24 protein-coding genes are annotated in these 20303 nt (G+C 69.1%); 15 read left to right on the top strand and 9 right to left on the bottom strand.

The features are described 5' to 3' along the window. Positions 1 to 41 precede the first annotated feature (41 nt). The 7 genes from ACLFRB_RS05335 to ACLFRB_RS05365 all read left to right on the top strand — a co-directional run bounded on the left by ACLFRB_RS05335 (position 42) and on the right by ACLFRB_RS05365 (position 5379). On the top strand, positions 42 to 608 hold the full coding sequence (locus ACLFRB_RS05335; protein WP_411067970.1) for an HPF/RaiA family ribosome-associated protein: 567 nt from the start codon (positions 42 to 44) through the stop codon (positions 606 to 608). A 47-nt stretch (positions 609 to 655) separates the two neighbouring features. Next, positions 656 to 1648: an aldo/keto reductase gene (locus ACLFRB_RS05340; RefSeq protein ID WP_411067971.1), complete on the top strand. Its 993-nt coding sequence runs from the start codon at positions 656 to 658 to the stop codon at positions 1646 to 1648. A gap of 418 nt (positions 1649 to 2066) precedes the next feature. Next, entirely contained in the window at positions 2067 to 2192 is a 126-nt protein-coding gene (locus ACLFRB_RS05345) for a hypothetical protein (RefSeq protein ID WP_411067972.1), read from the top strand. 135 nt (positions 2193 to 2327) lie between these two features. Continuing rightward, entirely contained in the window at positions 2328 to 3944 is a 1617-nt protein-coding gene (locus tag ACLFRB_RS05350) for a peptide chain release factor 3 (RefSeq protein ID WP_411067973.1), read from the top strand. A 208-nt stretch (positions 3945 to 4152) separates the two neighbouring features. Then, positions 4153 to 4356: a cold-shock protein gene (locus tag ACLFRB_RS05355; protein ID WP_411067974.1), complete on the top strand. Its 204-nt coding sequence runs from the start codon at positions 4153 to 4155 to the stop codon at positions 4354 to 4356. A 244-nt stretch (positions 4357 to 4600) separates the two neighbouring features. Beyond that, on the top strand, positions 4601 to 4804 hold the full coding sequence (locus ACLFRB_RS05360) for a cold-shock protein (RefSeq protein ID WP_054966827.1): 204 nt from the start codon (positions 4601 to 4603) through the stop codon (positions 4802 to 4804). 371 nt (positions 4805 to 5175) lie between these two features. Beyond that, positions 5176 to 5379, top strand: a complete 204-nt coding sequence (locus tag ACLFRB_RS05365; protein ID WP_373654373.1) for a cold-shock protein — start codon at positions 5176 to 5178, stop codon at positions 5377 to 5379. 81 nt (positions 5380 to 5460) lie between these two features. On the opposite strand, the gene typA is transcribed toward ACLFRB_RS05365, so the two are convergent. Next, the gene (typA, locus tag ACLFRB_RS05370; protein WP_411067975.1) at positions 5461 to 7275 is read right to left on the bottom strand and encodes a translational GTPase TypA; all 1815 of its coding nucleotides are present in this window, start codon (positions 7273 to 7275) and stop codon (positions 5461 to 5463) included. Between the two features lie 245 nt (positions 7276 to 7520). On the opposite strand from typA, the gene ACLFRB_RS05375 reads away from it, so the two are divergent. Next, positions 7521 to 7961 (top strand): VOC family protein, encoded by a 441-nt coding sequence (locus tag ACLFRB_RS05375; RefSeq protein WP_411067976.1) that lies wholly within the window; start codon positions 7521 to 7523, stop codon positions 7959 to 7961. A gap of 40 nt (positions 7962 to 8001) precedes the next feature. Here ACLFRB_RS05375 and phoU read toward each other — a convergent pair whose 3' ends face one another. From phoU to coq7, 8 genes are all read right to left on the bottom strand, one after another. After that, positions 8002 to 8709 carry a phosphate signaling complex protein PhoU gene (gene phoU / locus ACLFRB_RS05380; RefSeq protein ID WP_411067977.1) on the bottom strand — a complete coding sequence of 236 codons (708 nt, stop codon included), beginning with the start codon at positions 8707 to 8709 and terminating at the stop codon, positions 8002 to 8004. A 13-nt stretch (positions 8710 to 8722) separates the two neighbouring features. Next, positions 8723 to 9637: a phosphate ABC transporter ATP-binding protein PstB gene (pstB, locus tag ACLFRB_RS05385; RefSeq protein WP_411067978.1), complete on the bottom strand. Its 915-nt coding sequence runs from the start codon at positions 9635 to 9637 to the stop codon at positions 8723 to 8725. Between the two features lie 13 nt (positions 9638 to 9650). Next, positions 9651 to 10817 carry a phosphate ABC transporter permease PstA gene (gene pstA, locus ACLFRB_RS05390; protein WP_411067979.1) on the bottom strand — a complete coding sequence of 389 codons (1167 nt, stop codon included), beginning with the start codon at positions 10815 to 10817 and terminating at the stop codon, positions 9651 to 9653. Positions 10818 to 10832: 15 nt separating this feature from the next. Then, positions 10833 to 12068, bottom strand: a complete 1236-nt coding sequence (gene pstC / locus ACLFRB_RS05395) for a phosphate ABC transporter permease subunit PstC (RefSeq protein ID WP_411067980.1) — start codon at positions 12066 to 12068, stop codon at positions 10833 to 10835. A 232-nt stretch (positions 12069 to 12300) separates the two neighbouring features. Then, positions 12301 to 13314: a PstS family phosphate ABC transporter substrate-binding protein gene (locus ACLFRB_RS05400; RefSeq protein WP_411067981.1), complete on the bottom strand. Its 1014-nt coding sequence runs from the start codon at positions 13312 to 13314 to the stop codon at positions 12301 to 12303. 95 nt (positions 13315 to 13409) lie between these two features. Continuing rightward, positions 13410 to 14768 carry an ATP-binding protein gene (locus ACLFRB_RS05405; RefSeq protein ID WP_411067982.1) on the bottom strand — a complete coding sequence of 453 codons (1359 nt, stop codon included), beginning with the start codon at positions 14766 to 14768 and terminating at the stop codon, positions 13410 to 13412. 6 nt (positions 14769 to 14774) lie between these two features. Beyond that, positions 14775 to 15488 carry a phosphate regulon transcriptional regulator PhoB gene (phoB, locus tag ACLFRB_RS05410; protein WP_411067983.1) on the bottom strand — a complete coding sequence of 238 codons (714 nt, stop codon included), beginning with the start codon at positions 15486 to 15488 and terminating at the stop codon, positions 14775 to 14777. Between the two features lie 24 nt (positions 15489 to 15512). Continuing rightward, complete coding sequence (gene coq7, locus ACLFRB_RS05415; protein ID WP_411067984.1) at positions 15513 to 16163, bottom strand: 2-polyprenyl-3-methyl-6-methoxy-1,4-benzoquinone monooxygenase; 651 nt, start codon at positions 16161 to 16163, stop codon at positions 15513 to 15515. Positions 16164 to 16325: 162 nt separating this feature from the next. Here coq7 and ACLFRB_RS05420 point away from each other — a divergent pair, with 162 nt between their 5' ends. The 7 genes from ACLFRB_RS05420 to rplM all read left to right on the top strand — a co-directional run bounded on the left by ACLFRB_RS05420 (position 16326) and on the right by rplM (position 20296). Beyond that, positions 16326 to 16652: a (2Fe-2S) ferredoxin domain-containing protein gene (locus ACLFRB_RS05420; protein WP_411067985.1), complete on the top strand. Its 327-nt coding sequence runs from the start codon at positions 16326 to 16328 to the stop codon at positions 16650 to 16652. After that, positions 16645 to 17364, top strand: a complete 720-nt coding sequence (locus tag ACLFRB_RS05425; RefSeq protein WP_411067986.1) for an alpha/beta hydrolase — start codon at positions 16645 to 16647, stop codon at positions 17362 to 17364. Before ACLFRB_RS05420 ends, ACLFRB_RS05425 begins: the two co-directional genes overlap by 8 nt. Positions 17365 to 17396: 32 nt before the next feature. After that, positions 17397 to 18080 carry a Crp/Fnr family transcriptional regulator gene (locus ACLFRB_RS05430; protein ID WP_411067987.1) on the top strand — a complete coding sequence of 228 codons (684 nt, stop codon included), beginning with the start codon at positions 17397 to 17399 and terminating at the stop codon, positions 18078 to 18080. A 116-nt stretch (positions 18081 to 18196) separates the two neighbouring features. Continuing rightward, the gene (locus ACLFRB_RS05435) at positions 18197 to 18598 is read left to right on the top strand and encodes a hypothetical protein (RefSeq protein ID WP_411067988.1); all 402 of its coding nucleotides are present in this window, start codon (positions 18197 to 18199) and stop codon (positions 18596 to 18598) included. A gap of 3 nt (positions 18599 to 18601) precedes the next feature. After that, complete coding sequence (gene gcvH / locus ACLFRB_RS05440; protein ID WP_411067989.1) at positions 18602 to 19078, top strand: glycine cleavage system protein GcvH; 477 nt, start codon at positions 18602 to 18604, stop codon at positions 19076 to 19078. Then, positions 19075 to 19788, top strand: coding sequence for a thioredoxin family protein (locus tag ACLFRB_RS05445; RefSeq protein ID WP_411067990.1), 714 nt, complete (start codon positions 19075 to 19077; stop codon positions 19786 to 19788). Before gcvH ends, ACLFRB_RS05445 begins: the two co-directional genes overlap by 4 nt. A 79-nt stretch (positions 19789 to 19867) precedes the next feature. Then, positions 19868 to 20296 (top strand): 50S ribosomal protein L13, encoded by a 429-nt coding sequence (gene rplM / locus ACLFRB_RS05450; RefSeq protein ID WP_411067991.1) that lies wholly within the window; start codon positions 19868 to 19870, stop codon positions 20294 to 20296. Positions 20297 to 20303 lie beyond the last annotated feature (7 nt).

Raw genomic sequence — 20303 nt, forward strand, 5'->3', positions numbered from 1 at the left:
GGTGGCCGTTCGGCCACCCGGCATGCAGAGGAGGGTGAGGGATGCAGATTCCTCCCGAAGTGACCTTTCGCGGGATGGACCACTCGGACGCCATGGAGGCCAAGATCCGGGAGCGGGCGGAGAAGCTGGAGCGCTTCTACGACCGCATCATGAGCTGCCGGGTGGTGGTGGAGGCTCCCCACCGCAACCACCACAAGGGCAAGATCTACCACGTCAGCCTGGATGTCACCGTGCCCGGCAGCGAGCTGGTGGTGAATCGCGACCCGGGCGCCAACCACGCCCACGAGGACCCCTACGTGGCCATCCGCGACGCCTTCGAGGCCATGGAGCGCAAGCTGGAGGCCTTCGCCAACAAGAAGCGCCGTGAGGTGAAGACCCACGCCGAGGAGGGCTACGCCCGGGTGACCCTCGTCCATCCGGAGCAGGATTTCGGCATGCTGGAGTCCATCGACGGCCGGAGCATCTACTTCCACCGCCACGCGGTGAAGAACCAGGACCTGGAAGAGATCCGCTCCGGCGACGAGGTGCGCTTTTTGGAGGAGATGGGTGAGGAGGGACCCCAGGCCATCATGGTGCGGGTCATCGGCGAGGAGCATCCGGAGAAATAGCGGCCTTCTGCAACCTTTCGTCCTGACCATTTGAGGAGGAGCAGTCCGTGGAGTACACCACCATACCCGGCACCGCCATGGAGGTGTCGCGCATCGGCCTGGGTACCTGGGCCATCGGGGGCTGGATGTGGGGAGGCACCGACGAGGAGGAGTCCATCCGCACCATTCACGCCGCCCTGGAGCAGGGCATCACCCTGGTGGATACGGCCCCGGTCTACGGCTTCGGCCGCTCCGAGGAGATCGTCGGCAAGGCCCTGGAGCAGTGGGGCCGGCGGGAGGAGCTGGTGGTGGCCACCAAGGCGGGTCTGGAGTGGGACGATCAAGAGAACGTCCGGCGCAACGCCACCGCCGAGCGCATCCGCCAGGAGGTGGACGATTCCCTGCGCCGCCTGCGGACGGACTACATCGACCTCTACCAGGTCCACTGGCCGGACCCCCTGGTGGCCCCGGAGGAGACTGCGGAGGCCCTCAAGGGGCTTCTGGAGGCGGGGAAGATCCGCGCCATCGGCGTGAGCAACTTCTCCCCGGAGCAGTTGGACGCCTTTCGCCGCGAGGCGCCGCTGCACACCAACCAGCCGCCCTATAATCTCTTCGAGCGGCAGATCGAGGCGGACGTGCTGCCCTACTGCCGGGAGCAGGGCATCGGTTTGGTCACCTACGGCGCGCTGTGCCGCGGGTTGCTCTCCGGCAAGATGGGTCCGGATACCACCTTCGCGGGCGACGACCTGCGCAACGTCGACCCCAAGTTCCAGGCGCCGCGCTACGAGCAATATCTGGCGGCGGTGGAACGGCTGGACCGCTTCGCCCGCGACAACTACGGCGTGGGCGTGCTGGAGCTGGCGGTGCGCTGGCTGCTCGACCGCCCGGGGGTGACCACCGCCCTGTGGGGCGGGCGGCGGCCCGATCAGCACCGGCGTTTGGCGGGTGTGCTCGGCTGGTCCCTGGACGACGCGGCCATGCAGGAGATCGACGCCATCCTCGACGCCACCATCAGCGATCCGGTGGGGCCGGAGTTCATGGCCCCGCCCGCCCGGGAGTAGCCCGCCAACGGCCGGCAAGGCGCCGGACCGGGCCCGCCGCGACGCCGCCGTGTGCGGCGTCGTGTTCGTTGGTGGGGGTCGGCCCCTGGAAGCGCGTATCGGAAGCCCATGAACAACCCAAGCACGCCCTTTTGGGAGGGGGTTCGCGACGTGTCGCCCCTCCTCCCCGGGGTGCTCCCCTTCGCCGTGATAACCGGGGCCACTGCCCTCGACGCCGGGCTGTCCGCGGAGCCGGCCCAGGCCATCTTCGCTGGTGCCGCGCAGCTCGCCGCCGTGCAGGGAATGAAGTCTGGGCCATGCCGGGGGTGACCGTGGCCACGGCCCGGCTATAGGGATGGCACCTCTTCGTGGGGGTTGCCCGGGGGGATTCGGGACGTTAATCTAAATGAAAACGATTTTCATTTAAAAGGAGCGTCCCGTGACCATCGCCCAGCGAACCCGTCGCCCCGAGCCTTCCCGCGACGCCCTGCTCGCCGTCCTGCGGGCGGAGGAGCAGGCCTTCCGCCTCCTGCGGCGCAGCCTCCAAGGCGCTCCCCGCGACTGAGGGGGCGAGTGCGGCCGGCGGAACCCCCGGGCCGGGCGGGGGTCGGATTCCCGGGAAGGCGGCCGGGACATGCCCGGCCGCTGTCCTTTATACTCTCCGGTCCCCAAATTTCCCGGCAGCCCGATCCAGAGCCCCATGACGGAAATCGCCCGAGAAGTCGAACGCCGCCGCTCCTTCGCCATCATCTCCCACCCGGACGCGGGCAAGACCACCCTCACCGAGAAGCTGCTGCTCTACGGGGGCGCCATCCAGCTCGCCGGCACGGTGAAGGGGCGCAAGTCCGACCGCCACGCCACCTCCGACTGGATGGCCATGGAGCAGGAGCGCGGCATCTCCGTGACCTCCACCGTCATGCAGTTCCCCTACCGGGAACGCATCGTCAACCTGCTCGATACGCCCGGCCACGGCGACTTCTCCGAGGACACCTACCGCACCCTGACCGCGGTGGACTCGGCGCTCATGGTGATCGACGCCGCCAAGGGCGTGGAGGAGCGCACCAAGAAGCTCATGGAGGTGTGCCGCCTGCGCGCCACCCCCATCATGACCTTCATGAATAAGCTCGACCGCGAGGGCCGCGACCCCGTGGAGCTCATGGACGAGGTGGAGGAGGTGCTCGGTATCCGCTGCGCCCCGGTGACCTGGCCCATCGGCATGGGCCAGCGCTTCAAGGGGGTGTTCCACCTGCTACAGGACCGCGTGCACCTGTTCCCCAGCGGCGGCGAGCGCGTCACCGAGGGCGAGGTCATCGAGGGTCTGGACAGCCCGCGCCTGGACGAGGCCATCGGCGATCAGGGGCAAGAGCTGCGCGACGAGGTGGAGCTGGTGGCGGCGGCGAGCCACGAGTTCGACGCCGAGGCCTACCGGCGCGGCGAGCTGACCCCGGTGTTCTTCGGCTCCGCCATCAACAACTTCGGCGTGGAGGAGCTGCTCGACGAGTTCGTGGCGCACGCTCCGCCGCCGCTGCCCCGGCCCGCCACCGTGGCCTCCGGCAAGGACGCCGATCCCGCCGAGGGCGAGGCGCGCACGGTGGACCCCGCCGAGGAGAAGCTCACCGGGTTCGTGTTCAAGATCCAGGCGAACATGGACCCCAACCACCGCGACCGCATCGCCTTCATGCGGGTCTGCTCCGGGGTCTTCCGCAAGGGCATGAAGGTCCATCAGGTGCGCACGGGCAAGGACCAGCGCGTCTCCAACCCGCTGGTGTTCCTGGCCAAGGACCGCGAGGGGGCGGAGGAGGCCTTCCCCGGCGACATCGTCGGCCTGCCCAACCACGGCACGATCCGCATCGGCGACACCTTCAGCGAGGGGGAGAAGCTCAAGTTCACGGGCATCCCCAACTTCGCCCCGGAGCTGTTCCGCCGCGTGGTGCTCAAGGACCCCATGAAGAACAAGGCCCTGAACAAGGGCCTGGAGCAGCTCACCGAGGAGGGCGCCACCCAGCTGTTCCGCCCCCTGGTGAACAACGACCTCATCCTGGGCGCCGTGGGCCAGCTGCAGTTCGACGTGGTGGCCGCCCGGCTCAAGGACGAGTACGGAGTGGACGCCCGCTTCGAGCCCGTGAACGTCTCCACGGCCCGCTGGGTGGAGAGCAACGACCCCCGCGAGCTGGAGCGGTTCGAGAAGCGGGTGGAGGAGCACCTGGCCCGGGACGGCGGCGGCGACCTGGCCTACCTGGCTCCCACCAAGATCAACCTCGATCTCGCCATGGAGCGCTGGCCCGACATCGACTTCCGGGCCACCCGGGAGCACTGATCCCCGTACGCGGCCCCCCAGGGCGCCGGCTACGGGTCCGGATGCCCTGCTCCGCGGATTTCCCCGTCTCGTCCGGAACCAATGGGCGGCTCCGGCATCCAATCCTTTGCGCCCCGGAAGGCCCGGGTGCGACGGAGCCGCACATGCGCAGGAAAGCCGGCGGTGGTGACTCCGTCGGAGTTTTCCTACGTGTAGAGGTTGGTTGTAGATGCGTACCGGTACTGTGAAGTGGTTCAACGACGCCAAGGGCTTCGGATTCATCGCCCCCGAGGACGGCGGGGACGACGTGTTCGTCCATTACTCCGCCGTCCAGGCCGAGGGCTTCAAGTCCCTGGCCGAGGGGCAGCACGTCTCCTTCGAGAGCGAGTCCGGGCCCAAGGGCCCCAAGGCCACCCGCGTGGTGGCGGACTGACCCCCGTCCGTTGAGACCCCTAGGGACCCCGCCGCGCGCGGGGTCCCGTTGTTTCCACCCCCCGGCCCCCCGAATGGCTACCCGATCGAAAGAAACCGGTTGCACAACAGTGCACGAAGCGTAGACTCGGGATGTGCAGTCTTGCTCCGAGGCGACGGGGGATTTCTGGTATTCGCACCTTGTGCGCCGTATTCCTGATTCGCGCCGAGGGGCCATCTTTTCGTTTTTTTTGTCGAGGTTTGTTATGCGTAGCGGCACCGTGAAGTGGTTTAACGACGCCAAGGGCTTCGGTTTCATCGCCCCCGAGGATGGTGGTGACGACGTGTTCGTGCACTATTCCTCCATCCAGGGCGACGGTTTCCGGACCCTGGCCGAGGGCCAGAACGTCTCCTTCGAGAGCGAGACCGGCCCCAAAGGCCCCAAGGCCACTAACGTCGTCGGCCAGTAAGTCCCCCGGCTCAGACTTCGTTGAAGCCCCGCCCCCGCGGCGGGGCTTTTTTGTGCCCGAACGCGGGGAGAGCCCGCAACGATCTGGGATGGGCGTCCGGAACGACGGGCAACCCCTGTCCCGCCAGGGCAGACTGCAGCCCCCTACGCCGCGCCCCGGTCGCAGCGCTGGAATTGACCCCCGCCTGTATAACGGCCTTTTAACAAAGCAAAAAGAGTTGGCGCCGGATGAAAAGGGGCGTACACTCGAACACAGGTGTTGTGTTTGGACGTGCGTCCGGGTTGGAGGTCCTTGGGGTCCGAGGCCCGCGGTCCCGGCAGGGGCCGGCACCGAAGAACACTATCTTTCAGCTTAATCTGTCGAGGTGTCTCATGCGTAGCGGTACCGTGAAGTGGTTCAACGACGCCAAGGGCTTCGGTTTCATCGCCCCCGAGGACGGTGGTGACGACGTCTTCGTGCACTACTCCGCCATCCAGGGCGACGGTTTCCGGACCCTGGCCGAGGGCCAGAACGTCTCCTTCGAGAGCGAGACCGGCCCCAAGGGCCCCAAGGCCACCAACGTGGTCGCCGAATAGTAGGTTCCCCCGCATTCGGCAAAAAAAGCCCCGCCAGCGCTGGCGGGGCTTTTTTCTTCCTGCCGGACGTCCCGCAGGCCGTCAGCCGGCGCGGCCGGCCTTCTTGCGCTCGGTCTCCGTGAGCAGCTTCTTGCGCAGGCGGATGGACTCGGGGGTCACCTCCACCAGCTCGTCGTCGTCGATGAACTCCAGGGCCTCCTCCAGGGAGAGGCGTTCCGGCGGCGTGAGGATGACGTTCTCGTCGGAGCCCGCCGCGCGCACGTTGGTGAGCTGCTTGCCCTTGAAGGGGTTCACCGTCAGGTCGTTGTCGCGCACGTGGCGGCCAACGATCTGGCCCTCGTAGACGTCCTCACCGGGGCCCACGAACATGGCGCCGCGGTCCTGGAGGTTGAACAGGGCGTATTCGACGGTCTTGCCGGTCTGCATGGCGATCAGCACGCCGTTCACGCGCCGGCCGTAGTCGCCGGGCTTCACCGGGCCGTAGTGGTCGAAGACGTGGAACATGAGCCCTTCGCCGGAGGTGGCGGTGAGGAACTCGCTGCGGAAGCCGATCAGTCCCCGGGCGGGGATCTCGTAGTCCATGCGCACCCGGCCCTTGCCGTCGGGGGCCATGTCCTTGAGCTCGCCGCCGCGCTCGCCCACCTTCTCCATCACCGTGCCCTGGTGGTCCTCCGGGACGTCCACGGTGAGGTGCTCGTAGGGCTCCTCCTTGGCGCCCTCGATCTCGCGCACCACCACCTCGGGGCGGGAGACCGCCAGCTCGTAGCCCTCGCGGCGCATGGTCTCGATGAGGGTGGCCAGGTGCAGCTCGCCGCGCCCGGAGACCCGGAACTTCTCGGCGTCCTCGGTCTCCTCCACGCGCAGGGCTACGTTGTGCACCAGCTCCTGCTCCAGTCGGTCCTTGATCTGCCGGCTGGTGACGTACTTGCCCTCGCGGCCGGCGAAGGGCGATTTGTTCACCAGGAAGTTCATGGAAACCGTGGGCTCGTCCACGGTAAGCACCGGCAGCGGCTCCACCTCGGAGGGGTCGCACAGGGTGTCGGAGATGCTCAGGGGGTCGATGCCGGTGAAGGAGATGATGTCGCCGGCGGAGGCCTCCTCCACCTCGATCTTCTCCAGGCCGCGGAAGCCGAACACCTGGCTGATCTTGCCGCTGCGGGTCTCGCCGTGGCGGTCGATGATGGAGACCTGCTGGTTGCGCCGGGCGGTGCCCCGTGTCACCCGTCCCACGCCGATGACGCCGGTGAACTTGTTGTAGTCCAGGGCGCTCACCTGGAGCTGGAACGGCGCCTCCGGGTCCACGTCGGGGACGGCCACATTGTCCACGATGGTCTGGAACAGTGGGGTCATGTCGCCCTCGCGGGCCTCCGAATCCTCGGAGGCGTAGCCCTCCAGGGCCGAGCAGTAGATCACCGGGAAGTCCAGCTGGTCGTCGTTGGCGCCCAGGTTGTCGAACAGGTCGAAGGTCTGGTCCACCACCCAGTCGGGGCGGGAGCCGGGGCGGTCCACCTTGTTCACGACCACGATGGGCTGCAGGCCGCGGGCCAGGGCCTTCTCGGTGACGAAGCGGGTCTGGGGCATGGGACCGTCCACCGCGTCCACCAGCAGGAGCACCGAGTCCACCATGGACAGCACCCGCTCCACCTCGCCGCCGAAGTCGGCGTGTCCGGGGGTGTCCACGATGTTGATGCGGTAGCCCTCCCAGTCGATGGCGGTGTTCTTGGAGAGGATGGTGATGCCGCGCTCCTTCTCCAGGTCCGTGCTGTCCATGATGCGCTCGGCCTCGGGAGCGCGCTCATCCAGGGTGCCGGACTGCTGCAGGAGGCGGTCCACGAGGGTGGTCTTGCCGTGGTCCACGTGGGCGATGATGGCGATGTTGCGCAGGTTCTCGATCACGAATTTCTATCCATCACAAAGGGGTTGCGGGTCGGGCCCGGAAGCCCGACAGGATACGCGCTTGGGGCCGTTGCGCCCAAATACCGGATGCATTTTGAGGGAAACGGCGCGGAAAGGTTCCCGGTTTCCCGGCAACGGAAAGGCCCGGCCTGACCCGGCCGCGGCGGCCGGGTATCATTGCGGGGTGCGCCCAGTGGCTCGGGCCCGTCCGCACCAAACATCCCGAACGGAGGAGCCGCAAGGAAATGGCCGCAGACAAGCCGTCGCAACGCCCCGGCGAGACCCTGGGCATGCGCCATCTGGCCCTGTTCGTCCGGAACTTCGCGGAGTGCGAGCACTTCTACGCGACCCTGCTGGGCATGGCGGTGGAGTGGCGCCCGGACGACGACAACGTGTACCTGAGCTCCGGGCCCGACAACCTGGCCCTGCACCGGGTGGGCGACCCGCCGGCGGGCTTCGACGACGCCCACGCCCAGCACCTGGACCATCTGGGCTTCTTCCTGCCCGATTTCGCCGCCGTGGACGCCTGGTACGCCTTTCTGGGCGAGCAGGGGGTGGCCATGAAGACGGCGCCCCGCACGCACCGCGACGGGGCCCGCAGCTTCTACTGCTACGACCCGGACGGCAACACGGTGCAGATGATCTGCCATCCGCCGGTGCTGGAGTGGGAGGCGGGGCGCCGCTGAGGGGGCGGGAGCGGGCGAGGGGGCCGCGCGGCGGGCCCGGCTAGTGCTCGCCGTCCTCCAGGTCCAGGTGGTTCACGTCCGTGTGGCGCACGTCCTTGCCGTGGACCATGTAGATCACGTACTCGGTGATGTTCTTGCTGTGGTCGCCGATGCGCTCCAGGGCCTTGGCCACGAACAGGACGTCGATGGTGGAGGAAATGTGGCGGGAGTCCTCCATCATGTAGGTGAGCAGCTCGCGGAAGATCCCCTCGAACATCTCGTCGATCTTGGCGTCGCCCTGGTGGATGCGCAGGGCCGCGTCGGCGTCCATGGCGGCCAGGGCGTCGAGGGCCTGGCGGGTCTGGTTGCGCACCGCCTCCGACATGGTGGAGATGGCCTGGTGACGCCGCAGGGACTGCCGGCCCTCCAGCTGCTGGGCCATGCGGGCGATCTTCTCCGCCTCATCGCCGATCCGCTCCAGGTCGGTGATGGTCTTGATGGCCGTCATGACGAAGCGCAGGTCCCGCGCCGCCGGGGTACGCCGGGCCAGCAGGGAGACGGCCTTCTCGTCGGCGGCCACCTCCATGGCGTTTACCGCGTGGTCCTCGCGGATGGTGGCCTCGGCGATGGCCTCGTCCGCCTCCGTCAGGGCCCGCACGGCGTTGTCGATCTGCTCCTCCACCTTGCTGCCCATGTACAGGACGTCGTCCCGCAGGGCTTCCAGCTCCTGGTCGTAGCGGTGGCTGATGTGATGGTCCCGGCTCTGCATGGTTGGAGGCTCCTCAGCCGAAACGGCCGGTGATGTAGTCCTCGGTCTTCCGCTCGCGCGGATTGGTGAACATGGTCTCGGTGTCGTCGTACTCGATGAGCTCGCCCATGTGGAAGAAGGCCGTGTAGCGGGCCACGCGGGCGGCCTGCTGCATGTTGTGAGTGACGATGAGGATGGTGTAGTTCTGCCGCAGCTCGTCGATGAGCTCCTCGATGGTGGCGGTGGCCACGGGGTCCAGGGCCGAGGCCGGCTCGTCCATGAGGATCACCTCGGGGCTGACGGCGATGGCCCGCGCGATGCACAGGCGCTGCTGTTGGCCGCCGGAAAGCGAGGTCCCCGGCTGGTCCAGGCGGTCCGCCACTTCCTTCCATAATCCCGCCTTGCGGAGACTGGTCTCCACCAGGTCGTCCATCTCCGCACCCTTTTTGGCGATGCCGTGGATGCGGGGGGCGTAGGCGATGTTCTCGTAGATGCTCTTCGGGAAGGGATTGGGCTTCTGGAAGACCATGCCTACCCGGGAGCGCAGCTGGACCACGTCCACGCTCGGGTCGTAGATGTCGCGGCCGTCCAGGTAGATCCCCCCGTCCACGTGGACGCTGGGAATGAGGTCGTTCATGCGGTTGATGCAGCGCAGGAAGGTAGACTTGCCGCAGCCGGAGGGGCCAATCAGGGCGGTAACCTCGCGCTCGCGGACGTCCAGGTTGATGCCGTGCAGGGCCTGGGTTTCCCCGTACCACAGGTTGAGGTCCTTGACCTCCACCTTCACCGGCCCGGCGGCAGCATCGTCCGCGCCGGTGCCGCGCAACGCCTGGTGAACGGGGGCGGTTCGGGGCTTGCCGCTCTCCGGCTGACCGGAGCCGTCGCCCGGGCCGCCGCTGAGGGCTGCCTCGGGCTCGGGCTGGGCTGGGGCGGAATTCGGATGTTGCATGGTTCGACTCTCCCTACCAGCGCCGTTCGAAGCGCTTGCGCAGCAGCACGGCGGCGGCGTTCAAGGTCAGCAGCACGGCCAGCAGCACAATGATGCCAGCGGCCGTGAGCTCGGCAAAGGCCCGTTCCGGGCGGGAGGCCCAGCTGAAGATCTGGGCGGGGAGCACCGTTGCGGCGTCCAGGACGCCGTCCGGCGGCGCGGGGATGAAGGCCATCATGCCCACGATCAGCAGCGGGGCCGTCTCCCCCATGGCCTGCGCGAGGCCGATGATGGAGCCGGTGAGGATGCCCGGCAGCGACAGGGGCAGGACGTGGTGGACCACCATCTGCAGCCGCGAGGCGCCCACGCCGAAGGCGCCCTCCCGGATGGAGTCGGGCACCGAGCGCAGGGCGGCCCGGGTGCTGATGATGATGATGGGCAGGGTCATGAGCGCCAGCGTCAGGCCGCCCGCCAGGGCCGAGGAGCGCGGCACGCCGAAGAAGTTGATGAAGACCGCCAGGCCCAGCAGGCCGTAGAGGATGGAAGGCACCGCTGCCAAATTGTTGATGTTGACCTCGATGGCACGGGTCAGGCGGTTGTCCGGGGCGAACTCCTCCAGGTAGACGGCGGTCATGACGCCCACCGGAAAGCTCACCAGCATGGTCACCAGCAGGGTGAACAGGGTGCCGACCACTGCCGAGCGGATGCCGGCCATCTCCGGCATGTTGGAGTCCCCGGCGGTGAACAGGTTCCAGTTGAAGGCCAGCTCCGCCCGGCCCTCCTCCGCCAGGCGGTCCACGATCCGCTCGTCCTCCTCCGAGAGCTTGCTGTGCTTGCCCTTGAGGTATTGGTCCACGTCGGTGTCGGCGGTCACCCACCGGGTGACGGTCTCTCCCATCAGCTCCGGGTCGCGCTCCACCTGATCGGGGATCTGGCGCAGGAAGCCGCGGCTGACCAGGTAGCGGACGTCCTCGCCCACGGACGCCAGCGGCGTTTCCACGGACCGCTCCGAGTAAGTGACCTCGGTCTGGATCTTGGCCTGCTGGAAGGCGGGGTAGCCCTTGCTGATGATGTCGGCGAAGAACAGCACCAGGAAGGCGACCGCCACGGACAGGGCGCCGATGCACAGGGCTTTGAAGCGGCGCTCGGCCCGGTAGCGGCGCTTGAGGAGCTTGGCGGTGTGGGGGTCGGGAGTGGCCATGGCTTGTCTCGGGCCTCAGTCGTATTTCTCGTGGAAGCGGCGCACCACGTAAATGGAGACCATGTTCAGGACCAGGGTGACGAGGAACAGCATTAGGCCCAGTCCGAAGGCGGACAGGGTCTGGGGGCTGTCGAACTCCTGGTCGCCGGTAAGGGCGTCGACGATGCGCACCGTCACCGTCGTCATGTCCTCGAGGGGGTTGGCGGTGAGGTTGGGGCGCAGCCCCGCGGCCATCACCACGATCATGGTCTCGCCCAGGGCCCGGGAAGCGGCCAGGATGAAGGCCGCGATCACACCGGGCAGGGCCGCCGGAAGAAGGACCTGCTTGATGGTCTCCGATGTGGTGGCCCCCAGGGCGAAGGAGCCCTCGCGCAGGCTGTTGGGGATAGCGCTGATCACGTCGTCGGACAGGGAGGAGACGAAGGGGATGATCATCACCCCCATGACCACCCCGGGGGCCAGGGCGTTGCTGTGGGAGGCGTCCAGGCCCACCGATTCGGCGAGCTGTACCACCAGAGGACTCACCGTGATGGCGGCGAAGAATCCGTAAACCACCGTGGGGATGCCCGCCAGCACCTCCAGGGTGGGCTTGGCCGCGGCCCGGACCCGCTTGGGCGCGTATTCCGACATGTAGATGGCGGAGAGCAAGCCCACGGGCAGGGCCACCGCCATGGCGATGGCGGTGATCATGAAGGTACCGGCGAACAGCGGCACCGAACCGAACTGGGCGTCGCCGCCGCCCTCCCGGCCCGCGCCGCCCCGGAAGGAGCTATCGGGGCTCCAGGTGGTGCCGGTGAGGAACTCCCAGACGCTCACGGCCTGGAAGAAGCGAATGGCCTCGAACAGGATGCTGAGGACGATGCCGAGGGTGGTCAGGATCGACACCAGGGAGGCGGCCAGCAGCAGCCAGCGGGCCACGCCCTCCACGATGTTCCGCGCCCGCAGCGAGGGGCGCAGGGTCCGCAGGGCCAGCGCCAGGCCCCCGGCGGCCACCAGCAGGCTGGCGGTGAGGATCATGGGGGCGGGAGGCGAGGCGAGGCCGAGCAGCTGCAGCAGGGTGGCGCCCACGGCCACGGCCATGGCCGGCAGGGCCAGCCAGACCACAGCATACCAGCCGTAGAAGCCCGGCCGGGAATGCAGCGGGGCGGTACCCTCCTGAGCCAGGACCCGGCGCCGCCCCAGCATGTAGGCCAGGGCCATCAGGGGGAAGAGGCCACCGAAGAAGAGCAAGGCGGCTTGTCCGGAGGTCAAGGACCGCTCCTCGTTGGTTCCGACGTGTGAGGGGGCGCCATTATACCGGCCATGTGCCGGAACGCTGCCCCACCGGGTGGAATTCTTCGCCGCCCCCGTTCCCGGCCCCCGCTTCGAGCGGGGGCCGGGAACGGGGGCGGGCTTCCGCTGCGGGGCCCGCTATCCCGATAAACGCAGCACGGAAAGGCCGGCGGGAGCCCTCCCGCCGACCCGGGCTGCCCGCCTCCGGCTGTCACTCGAGGTCGTCCACCTCCACCGGCTCGCGGTCCTCGAAGCGCTGGCGCATCTCCTCGCGGCGCTCCTCCGGGAGGGGGATGAGGCCGAGGCGCTTGAGGTAGCCCAGCTCGCCGATCATCTTCTCGGAAAGGAAGAGATCCACGTACTCGGCCAGGCCGGGAACCTGGTCCTCGTGGGCGTTTTTCACGTAGAAGAACAGGCTCCGGGAGATGGGGTACTCGCCGGAGGCGATGGCCTCGGCCTCGGGGGCCACGCCGTCGACCCGGGCGGCTTGGACCCGATCGGCGTTCTCCTCGAGGAAGCTGAAGCCGAAGATGCCCACGGCGTCGGCGTTCTGGTCCAGCTTCTGGACGATCAGGTTGTCGTTCTCCCCGGCGGGCACATAGGGGCCGTCCTGGCGGATCTTGGTGTATCCCCCCTCATACCCCTCCATCTCCTCGGAGGCCGCTTCCATCACCAGCTCCTCGAAGGCGTCCCGGGTGCCCGAGGTGGAGGGCGGGCCGTAGACGAGGATCTCGGCGTCTGGCAGATCGGGGTCGATGTCGCTCCAGCGCTCATGGGGGTTGTCCACCAGCTCCCCGTCCTCGGGGACCTCTGCGGCCAACGCCAGGGTGAGCTGCTCCCGGGTGAGCTCCAGGCGCGGGGCGTCGGTGCGGTTGGCCACCACGATGCCGTCGGAGCCGATCTCCACCTCGGTGACATCCTCCACGCCGTTCTCTTCGCACCGCTCCAGCTCGCCGGGCTTGATGCGCCGCGAGGCGTTGCTGATGTCCGGGGTATCCTCCCCGACCCCGGCGCAGAACAGCTTGAAGCCGCCGCCGGAGCCGGTGGACTCGATCACCGGGGTGGGGTGCTGGGTGGTGGCGCCGAATTCCTCGGTGACGTGACTGGCGAAGGGGTAAACGGTGCTGGATCCGACAATGCGGATCTGGTCGCGGGCCTCGGCCGTCCCCGCGGCGAGGGCGAGCACGGCGGCCGTGGTCGCGCCAAGGGTGCGCAGATTCTTCATGGGGTAGTGCCTCCAGTGGGTGTGGGTGCGCTGGCCGGTTCCTGGAGCCGGTTGCGCGTCGAGGGAGAGTGTCCCGCCATCGTGTTACAGGATCGTTACACGGAAGCGGGCCGTTCGCTTGAGGGGCCCGGGCCCTCCCCGCCCGGGGGGCGGTCGGGAAGGATGGCGGAGAACACGGACCCCTCGCCGGGGGTGCTGTCCACCTCCAGACGGCCCCCGTGGTGGTGCAGGATGTGCTTGACGATGGAGAGCCCCAGGCCGGTGCCGCCCACGGCCCGGGAGCGCCCCTTGTCCACCCGGTAGAAGCGCTCCGTGAGGCGGGGCAGGTGCTGGGGGTCGATGCCGATGCCCGAATCCCGGACGTGGACGGCCACTTCCCCCGGGCGGGCCTCCGTCCGCACTTCCACCCGCCCCCCCTCGGGCGTGTATTTCAGGGCGTTGTCGATCAGGTTGCCCAGGGCCTGGCCCAGGGCGTTGGCCTCCCCGTACCACTGGAGGCCGGCCTCGGACCCCGGCGCGGGCAGATCCAGCCGGATCCCCCGCTCGGCGGCCCGGGGTGCGAACTGGTCCGCCAGGGAGGCGAGCAGTTGGTCCAGGTCCACCGGGGTGGGCGGCACCGGGGCCGGCTGGCCCTCCAGCCGGGACAGGGTGAGCAAGTCGGCCACCAGCGCCTGCATGCGGTCGATCTGCTCGTGCATGATGCCGAGGAAGCGGTCCCGCTGCTCGGGGTCCAGGTCGCCGTCGCCGAGGAGGGTCTCGGCGAAGCCGCGCAGGCTGGTGAGGGGGCTTTTCAGCTCGTGGGAGACGTTGGCCACGAAGTCCTCCCGCATGCGGTGGAGCCGCAGCCGCTCGGTGATCTCCTCCACCACCAGCAGGAAGGTGCCGTCCTCCTTGCGGGTCACGGTGAAGGCCAGGGTCCGGGAGGGGTCGGGGTGGAAGGGGGCCGTGCCCTGGCGGAGGGAGGGTCCCTCCGCGGCGAACAGGTGCTGGAGGCCGGGCTCGCGGAGCCAGCCCTGGAGGCGTTGGCCATGGCCGCGGTCCGGCTCCACGGCCAACAGCTCGTAGGCCTTGCGGTTGGCCTCCACCAGCCGCCCGTGGGGGTCGAGCAGGGCCACGCCCACGGGCAGCTCCTGGGCGAGTCCCTCCAGCTGCCCGAGGCGGCGCCGGGTCTCGCGCAGCCGGCGGTCGCGCTGCTTGAAGTAGTACCGCAGCTCGCTCTCCAGGGTGTCCCAGGCGTTCTCGCCCGGCAGGGCCACCGCCCCTTCGCGGGAGTGCAGCCAGCCCCGCAAGGCGGTGAGCCGGGCCCGGGTCCAGGCCCACCCGGCGGCGCCCCCGGCGACGACCGTGGCCAGACCCAGGGCGAGCAGGGGCGGGTGCCAGCGCAGGAGCCCCAGGCTGGCCACCAGGACGCCGAGGGCGATGATCGCGCGGGCGAGGAGGGGGAACAGGCGCATGGCGGGCTAGGAGGCGTTGAAGCGGTACCCCGCCCCGCGCACGGTCTGCACGAGGTCGCGGGGGGCCACCGGGTCGAGGGCCTGCCGCAGGCGGCGGATGTGGACGTCCACGGTGCGCTCCTCCACCTCGGCGTAGGGACCCCAGAGGCGGTCGAGGAGCTGGCCGCGCTCGAAGACTTGCCCGGGATGGGCCATGAGGAATTGCAACAGCCGGAACTCCGTGGGGCCCAGGTGGATCTCCCGGTCCCCGTAGAGCACCCGGTGCTGGGCCGGATACAGGCGCAGCGCACCGGCGGTGAGCACCTCCTCCTGCAGCTCGGGGTAGCTGCGGCGCAGGAGGTTGGTGACCCGGGCCGCGAGCTCCCGGGGAGAGAAGGGCTTGGGAAGGTAGTCGTCGGCCCCCATCTCCAGCCCCCGGACGCGGTGCTCCTCCTCCCCCTTGGCGGTCAGCATGATCACGGGAATATGGCGGTAGGCGCCCTCCCCGCGCATGTGCCGGCACAGGTCGAGGCCGCTCATGCCCGGCAGCATCCAGTCGAGGATGGCCAGGTGCGGCGGCTCCTCCGCCATGCGGTCCAGGGCGGTCTCGGCATCCCCCGCCACCTCCACCCGGAAGCCGGCCGCCTCCAGGTTGTGCTGCACGAGGACCTGAATGGGCTCCTCGTCCTCGACGACCAGGATCCGGATGGGGCCGGCGCTGGCGGGAAAGGGGCTGGTCATAAGGGCGGATCCGTCTTCGGTGGGCTACACCCAGTAGGAGCCCACGGTCAAAAACTTCGAGCTCAGGCGCATGCCGGTGCGGATAGGCAGAGGCAGGCGCCGGCCGCCGCTCTCCTCGGCCCATTCCGCGTGGTGGCGCTCGTCCAGGTACATCTGCTCCAGCACCGCCCGGGTCCGCGGGTCGTTGTCCGGGACCTGGGCCAGGTGGCCCTGCAGATGGCGCATGACCTGGCGCTCGGTCTCGGCCACGAAGCCCAGGCTCCAACGGTCGCCGGCCAGCCCGGCCACCGCCCCCAGGGTCACGGAGCCGGCGAGCCACACGGGGTTGAGCCGGCTCGCCGGCACCCCGCCGGCGGCCATGCGCTCGCTGCACCAGTTGAGGTGGTCCTGCTCCTCGCGGGCGGCGCGGTCCATCTTGTCGGCCACCTCCGGGGTGCGGGCGGTGAGGCTCTGCCCCAGGTAGAGCCCCTGGGCGGCCACCTCGCCGGCGTAGTTGACTCGCATGAGCCGGCCGATGTGGCGGGCCTGGCCGCTGCCGGGGCCGGGGGCGTTGGGGGCCGGGACCTCCCGGGCGGGGGAGGACCGATTGTCGGCCTGCTCGTCCGTGACGCCGGCCACGGTGCGCAGGGCGCGGTCGAACTGACGGATGGCGGTCTCCACGAATAGCGACGGCATGGCGGAACCCTCTCGGCGGCTGTTGGCCCTAACAAAGAGGCCGCCGGACCGGCTTCCCAACCGTCCCCTGGAGAGGCATCATTTCCGGGCCCTTTCGAAGGAGGGCCGGCCCCGGTCCAGGGAGGGTCGCCGCGATCCCGGCAGCGCAAGGATGGATACCCAATGCGTCAATTCTATTACAGTCATCATATATTCATGTGCCTCAATGCACGCACCGAAGGCCGCAGGAGCTGCAACGGCGACGGACGGGCCGCGGAGCTGCGCCAGCACGCCAAGGAGCGGGTGGACGAATGGGGCCTGAAGAGGCCCGGCGGGGTCCGGGTCAACCAGGCGGGCTGCCTGGGGCGGTGCAGCGAGGGCCCCTGCCTGGTCGTCTACCCGGAGGGGATCTGGTACCGGTACCGGACGGCGGAGGACATCGACGAGATCCTGTTCGAGCACGTCATGAACGGCGAGCCGGTAACGCGGCTGCGGTTGGACGATGACTGAAACCCAGCATGCCCACTGCTCCGGGGGCAAGGGCGAGTTCCTCGATCTGGCCGGTCCGGCCGGGCCGCTCGAGGCGTGCCTGACCCTGCCCCCGGACGAGCCGCCCCGGGCGGCGGTGGTCCTCTGCCACCCCCACCCGCGGTACGGCGGGACCATGAACAACAAGGTGGTGGTCTACCTCGCCCGCGCCCTGCGCAAGCACGGCGCCGCCACCCTTCGCTTCAACTTCCGCGGTGTGGGAACCAGCCCCGGGCAGTTCTCCGGCGGGCCGGGGGAGGTGGCCGATGCCGCCGCGGCGGTGGACGCCCTGGCCACCCGGTTCCCCGACCTGCCCCTGTGGGTGGCGGGGTTCTCCTTCGGCTCCTACGCGGGCCTGCGCGCCGCGGCCGGGGACGCGCGCGTGCGCCGGCTGGTGGCGGTGGCGCCGCCGGTGGCCTGGTACGACTTCGCCTTCCTCGAGGCGGAGCGCCGCCCGGTGCTGATCGTGCAGGGTGGGGCGGACGAGGTGGTGGACCCGGACGACGTGCGTGCCTTCCGGGCCCGCATGGAGCGGGATCCCGAATGGCTCTGCTTCCCCGAGGCCGACCATTTCTTCACCCGGCAGGTGCGGGAGATGGCCGACCAGGTGGCGGCGCGCCTGTTCGGCGCGGCTGTCAGCCTCTCGGGGGAGATCCGGGTAGACGCCGATTGCAACGCGACCCATTCCCTGTGACCGGGGCGCGCCGCCCCGCGCCGGAGGAGGCCATGTCCGACGTCATCGCACAGCTCCGCCAGGCGGGCCTGTTCCGCGACCTGGACGACGACGTGCTCGCCGAGATGGCGGAGTATACCCACCCGCGCACCCTCGTCCGGGGGGAGATCCTCTTCCACGCCGACGACCCCTTCCGCAGCTTCTTCGTCGTGAACAAGGGCCACATCCAGCTCTCGCGGCTGGCGAGTACTGGGCATGAGAAGGTGGTGGAGATCATCGGCCCCAACGAGACCTTCGCGGAGGCGGTGCTGTTCATGTCCGGCAAGCGGTACCCGGTGGACGCCCGGGCCCTGGAGCCCGCGGAGCTGGTAGAGATCGGCGCGGAAGGCTTCAACCACCTGCTGGACACCCGCCCCGGCCTGACCCGCAACCTGCTCGCCACCATGAGCAAGCGGCTGCACCAGCTGGTCCAGGACGTGGCCGCCCTCACCCTGGAAGACGCCACTGGCCGGGTGGTGGGCTACCTCCTCGCCCAGACCGAGGCCGAGGGGGTGGATCAGCCCGGCACGGAGGTTCACCTGCCCGCCAAGAAGGCCGCCATCGCCAGCCGCCTCGGCATCCAGCCCGAGACCTTCTCGCGGGTCCTGGGCCGGCTGCGGGAGACGGGGGCCATCGACGTGGAGGGGGACCGCATCCGCATCCTCGACCCGCGACGGCTCCACGCGATCCTGGAATGAGCGCGCGGTCGCCGGTTTAGACCCGGTTTGGAAAAGTTGTATATTTGATTCCAGTCAATGCGGCACAATCCCCTCTCCGGTGTAATTCCCGAGTGGAACGGTAAGGGAGTCCCCGCATGCATCCGCGCAACCGCTGGTTCATCGTCTGTTCCCTGGTCTACGCCATCCTCGGCGGCGGCTTCGGGGTCTATCAGGCCTTCTTCCCGGGCACCCTGCCGGGCCTGCCGGCCCGGGCCCACGGCCACATCATGCTGCTGGGCTTCGTGGCCATGATGATCTACGGGGTGGCTCTGCACACCCTGCCGCGCTTCGCCAACAAGCCCCTCTATTCGGAACGGCTGGCCAACCTGCAGCTGTGGGCGGCCAACATCGGCCTGCTCCTGCTGGTGGCGGGCTGGCTGGGGTACTGGAAGGCGGTGCTGTTCGCCGGCGGGGTGATCGCCTGGGCGGCCATGGCGGCCTTCGCCTACAACATCATCCGCTCGGTGTCGGCGCGCCCCACCGGGGAGGAGGGCTGACCCATGGCGAACTACCACGGCTGCGACCTGCCCGAGGACCTCTACTACGACCTGGACTACGTGTGGGTGCGCCCCGAGGAGGACGGCACCTTCACCCTGGGCATCACGGACCCGGCCCAGACCATGAGCGGCCGCGTGCAGTACGCCCGCTTCAAGAAGCCGGGCAAGCACATCAAGAGCGGCAAGCCGGTGGGCCGGCTGGAGAGCAGCAAGTGGGCGGGGGGCATCCCCTCCCCCTTCGACGGCGAGATCGTGGAGGTGAACCCGCGCATGGAGCAGGACCCCGGCCAGGTCAACATCGACCCCTACGGCGACGCCTGGCTGGTGCGCCTGCGTCCGGACAATCCGGATACCGCGCTCGCCAACCTGGTAACCGGGGAGGCGGCCATGGACGGCATGAAGGAGTGGGTGGACCGCTACGACGTCTACTGCATGCGCTGCGCCGTCCCCGGCGCCGAGGAGGAGGGTGGCGAGCCATGAAGGTCACCCTGCTGGTCTCGGAGTGGTGCAACGTCTGCCCAAGCGCCGAACGGGTCTGGCGCCAGGTCAACGACGAAAAGGATTTCGAGCTGGAGGTCCTGGACGTGGCCCAGCCCGAGGGGCGCAAGGTGATCGCCGAGAAGCTCATCAAGACGGTGCCGGCGACCCTGGTGGACGGCGAGCTGAAGAAGGTGGGCGTGCCCGGGGCCGAGGAGGCCCGGGAGCTGGTCCGCTGCGCCCCGCCCCGGGAGGGGGGCGCCGAGGGGCGCGAGGAGGCGGCGGCCACCATGACCATGCGCCGGGGGCCCCGGCACATGGTGCGGGCCGCCGTGGTCTACCTGGCCCTGGGGGGCCTCAGTCTGGTGGGCTGGGGGGACCTCCTGGGCGGCGGCGTCGGCCTGTTCCACCTGTTCACCTACGGCTTCATCGCCTTCATGATCTTCGGGGTGGCCGAGCACATGCTCCCCCGCTTCACCGGCCACCCGATCCGCACCGGTTGGCTGCAGTCCGCCCAGCTCGGCCTCCTGCACGGGGGGCTTTGGCTGTTCGTGGTCGGCCGCTGGTTCGACATGATCCCGGTGGCCGGCTCCGGGGCCGCGCTCATGTGGGCCGGCATCGGGGCGGCGGCCGCCCGGCTCCTGCCCCTGGTGTGGCGCCCCTCCACCGCCGAGGCGGCCGCGGAACGTTCCTCCGGGACCGAGGCGGCTTGAACGGGGAGGCCGGGAAGGCTATACTAACTCGCTTTCTCCGGGGATTCCCCCAGCAAGAACGAGTTTCGGAGCGGGCTCGATGAAGACCTATTCGGCGAAACCGGACGAGGTGCAGCGCAACTGGTACGTGGTGGACGCCAGCCAGTACCGGCTGGGTCGTTTGGCCACCGAGGTGGCCCGGCGCCTGCGCGGCAAGCACAAGCCGGAGTATACCCCCCACGTGGACACCGGCGACTACGTGGTGGTGATCAACGCGCAGAACGTGCAGGTGACCGGCACCAAGCACACCGACAAGATCTACTACCACCACACCGGCTTCCCCGGCGGCATCCGGGAGACCCCGTTCTGGAAGCAGAACGCGGAGCACCCCGAGCGCATCATCGAGGATGCCGTGCGCGGCATGCTGCCCAAGAACCGGCTGGGGCGGCAGATGTTCAAGAAGCTCAAGGTCTACGCCGGGAGCGAGCATCCGCACCAGGCCCAGCAGCCCGTGCTGCTGGAACTCTGATCGAGGT

This window comes from Thiohalorhabdus sp. (genome assembly GCF_046545655.1).
In the GTDB taxonomy this organism is placed as follows: domain Bacteria; phylum Pseudomonadota; class Gammaproteobacteria; order Thiohalorhabdales; family Thiohalorhabdaceae; genus Thiohalorhabdus.

What these genes read in the sequence shown, in the direction of transcription:
- ACLFRB_RS05335 (WP_411067970.1), top strand. Translation starts at nt 42, where the DNA reads ATGCAGATTCCTCCCGAAGTGACCTTTCGCGGGATGGACCACTCGGAC.
- ACLFRB_RS05350 (WP_411067973.1), top strand. Translation starts at nt 2,328, where the DNA reads ATGACGGAAATCGCCCGAGAAGTCGAACGCCGCCGCTCCTTCGCCATC.
- ACLFRB_RS05355 (WP_411067974.1), top strand. Translation starts at nt 4,153, where the DNA reads ATGCGTACCGGTACTGTGAAGTGGTTCAACGACGCCAAGGGCTTCGGA.
- ACLFRB_RS05360 (WP_054966827.1), top strand. Translation starts at nt 4,601, where the DNA reads ATGCGTAGCGGCACCGTGAAGTGGTTTAACGACGCCAAGGGCTTCGGT.
- ACLFRB_RS05365 (WP_373654373.1), top strand. Translation starts at nt 5,176, where the DNA reads ATGCGTAGCGGTACCGTGAAGTGGTTCAACGACGCCAAGGGCTTCGGT.
- ACLFRB_RS05375 (WP_411067976.1), top strand. Translation starts at nt 7,521, where the DNA reads ATGGCCGCAGACAAGCCGTCGCAACGCCCCGGCGAGACCCTGGGCATG.
- phoU (WP_411067977.1), bottom strand. Translation starts at nt 8,709, where the DNA reads ATGCAGAGCCGGGACCATCACATCAGCCACCGCTACGACCAGGAGCTG.
- pstB (WP_411067978.1), bottom strand. Translation starts at nt 9,637, where the DNA reads ATGCAACATCCGAATTCCGCCCCAGCCCAGCCCGAGCCCGAGGCAGCC.
- pstA (WP_411067979.1), bottom strand. Translation starts at nt 10,817, where the DNA reads ATGGCCACTCCCGACCCCCACACCGCCAAGCTCCTCAAGCGCCGCTAC.
- ACLFRB_RS05400 (WP_411067981.1), bottom strand. Translation starts at nt 13,314, where the DNA reads ATGAAGAATCTGCGCACCCTTGGCGCGACCACGGCCGCCGTGCTCGCC.
- ACLFRB_RS05405 (WP_411067982.1), bottom strand. Translation starts at nt 14,768, where the DNA reads ATGCGCCTGTTCCCCCTCCTCGCCCGCGCGATCATCGCCCTCGGCGTC.
- phoB (WP_411067983.1), bottom strand. Translation starts at nt 15,488, where the DNA reads ATGACCAGCCCCTTTCCCGCCAGCGCCGGCCCCATCCGGATCCTGGTC.
- coq7 (WP_411067984.1), bottom strand. Translation starts at nt 16,163, where the DNA reads ATGCCGTCGCTATTCGTGGAGACCGCCATCCGTCAGTTCGACCGCGCC.
- ACLFRB_RS05420 (WP_411067985.1), top strand. Translation starts at nt 16,326, where the DNA reads ATGCGTCAATTCTATTACAGTCATCATATATTCATGTGCCTCAATGCA.
- ACLFRB_RS05425 (WP_411067986.1), top strand. Translation starts at nt 16,645, where the DNA reads ATGACTGAAACCCAGCATGCCCACTGCTCCGGGGGCAAGGGCGAGTTC.
- ACLFRB_RS05430 (WP_411067987.1), top strand. Translation starts at nt 17,397, where the DNA reads ATGTCCGACGTCATCGCACAGCTCCGCCAGGCGGGCCTGTTCCGCGAC.
- ACLFRB_RS05435 (WP_411067988.1), top strand. Translation starts at nt 18,197, where the DNA reads ATGCATCCGCGCAACCGCTGGTTCATCGTCTGTTCCCTGGTCTACGCC.
- gcvH (WP_411067989.1), top strand. Translation starts at nt 18,602, where the DNA reads ATGGCGAACTACCACGGCTGCGACCTGCCCGAGGACCTCTACTACGAC.
- ACLFRB_RS05445 (WP_411067990.1), top strand. Translation starts at nt 19,075, where the DNA reads ATGAAGGTCACCCTGCTGGTCTCGGAGTGGTGCAACGTCTGCCCAAGC.
- rplM (WP_411067991.1), top strand. Translation starts at nt 19,868, where the DNA reads ATGAAGACCTATTCGGCGAAACCGGACGAGGTGCAGCGCAACTGGTAC.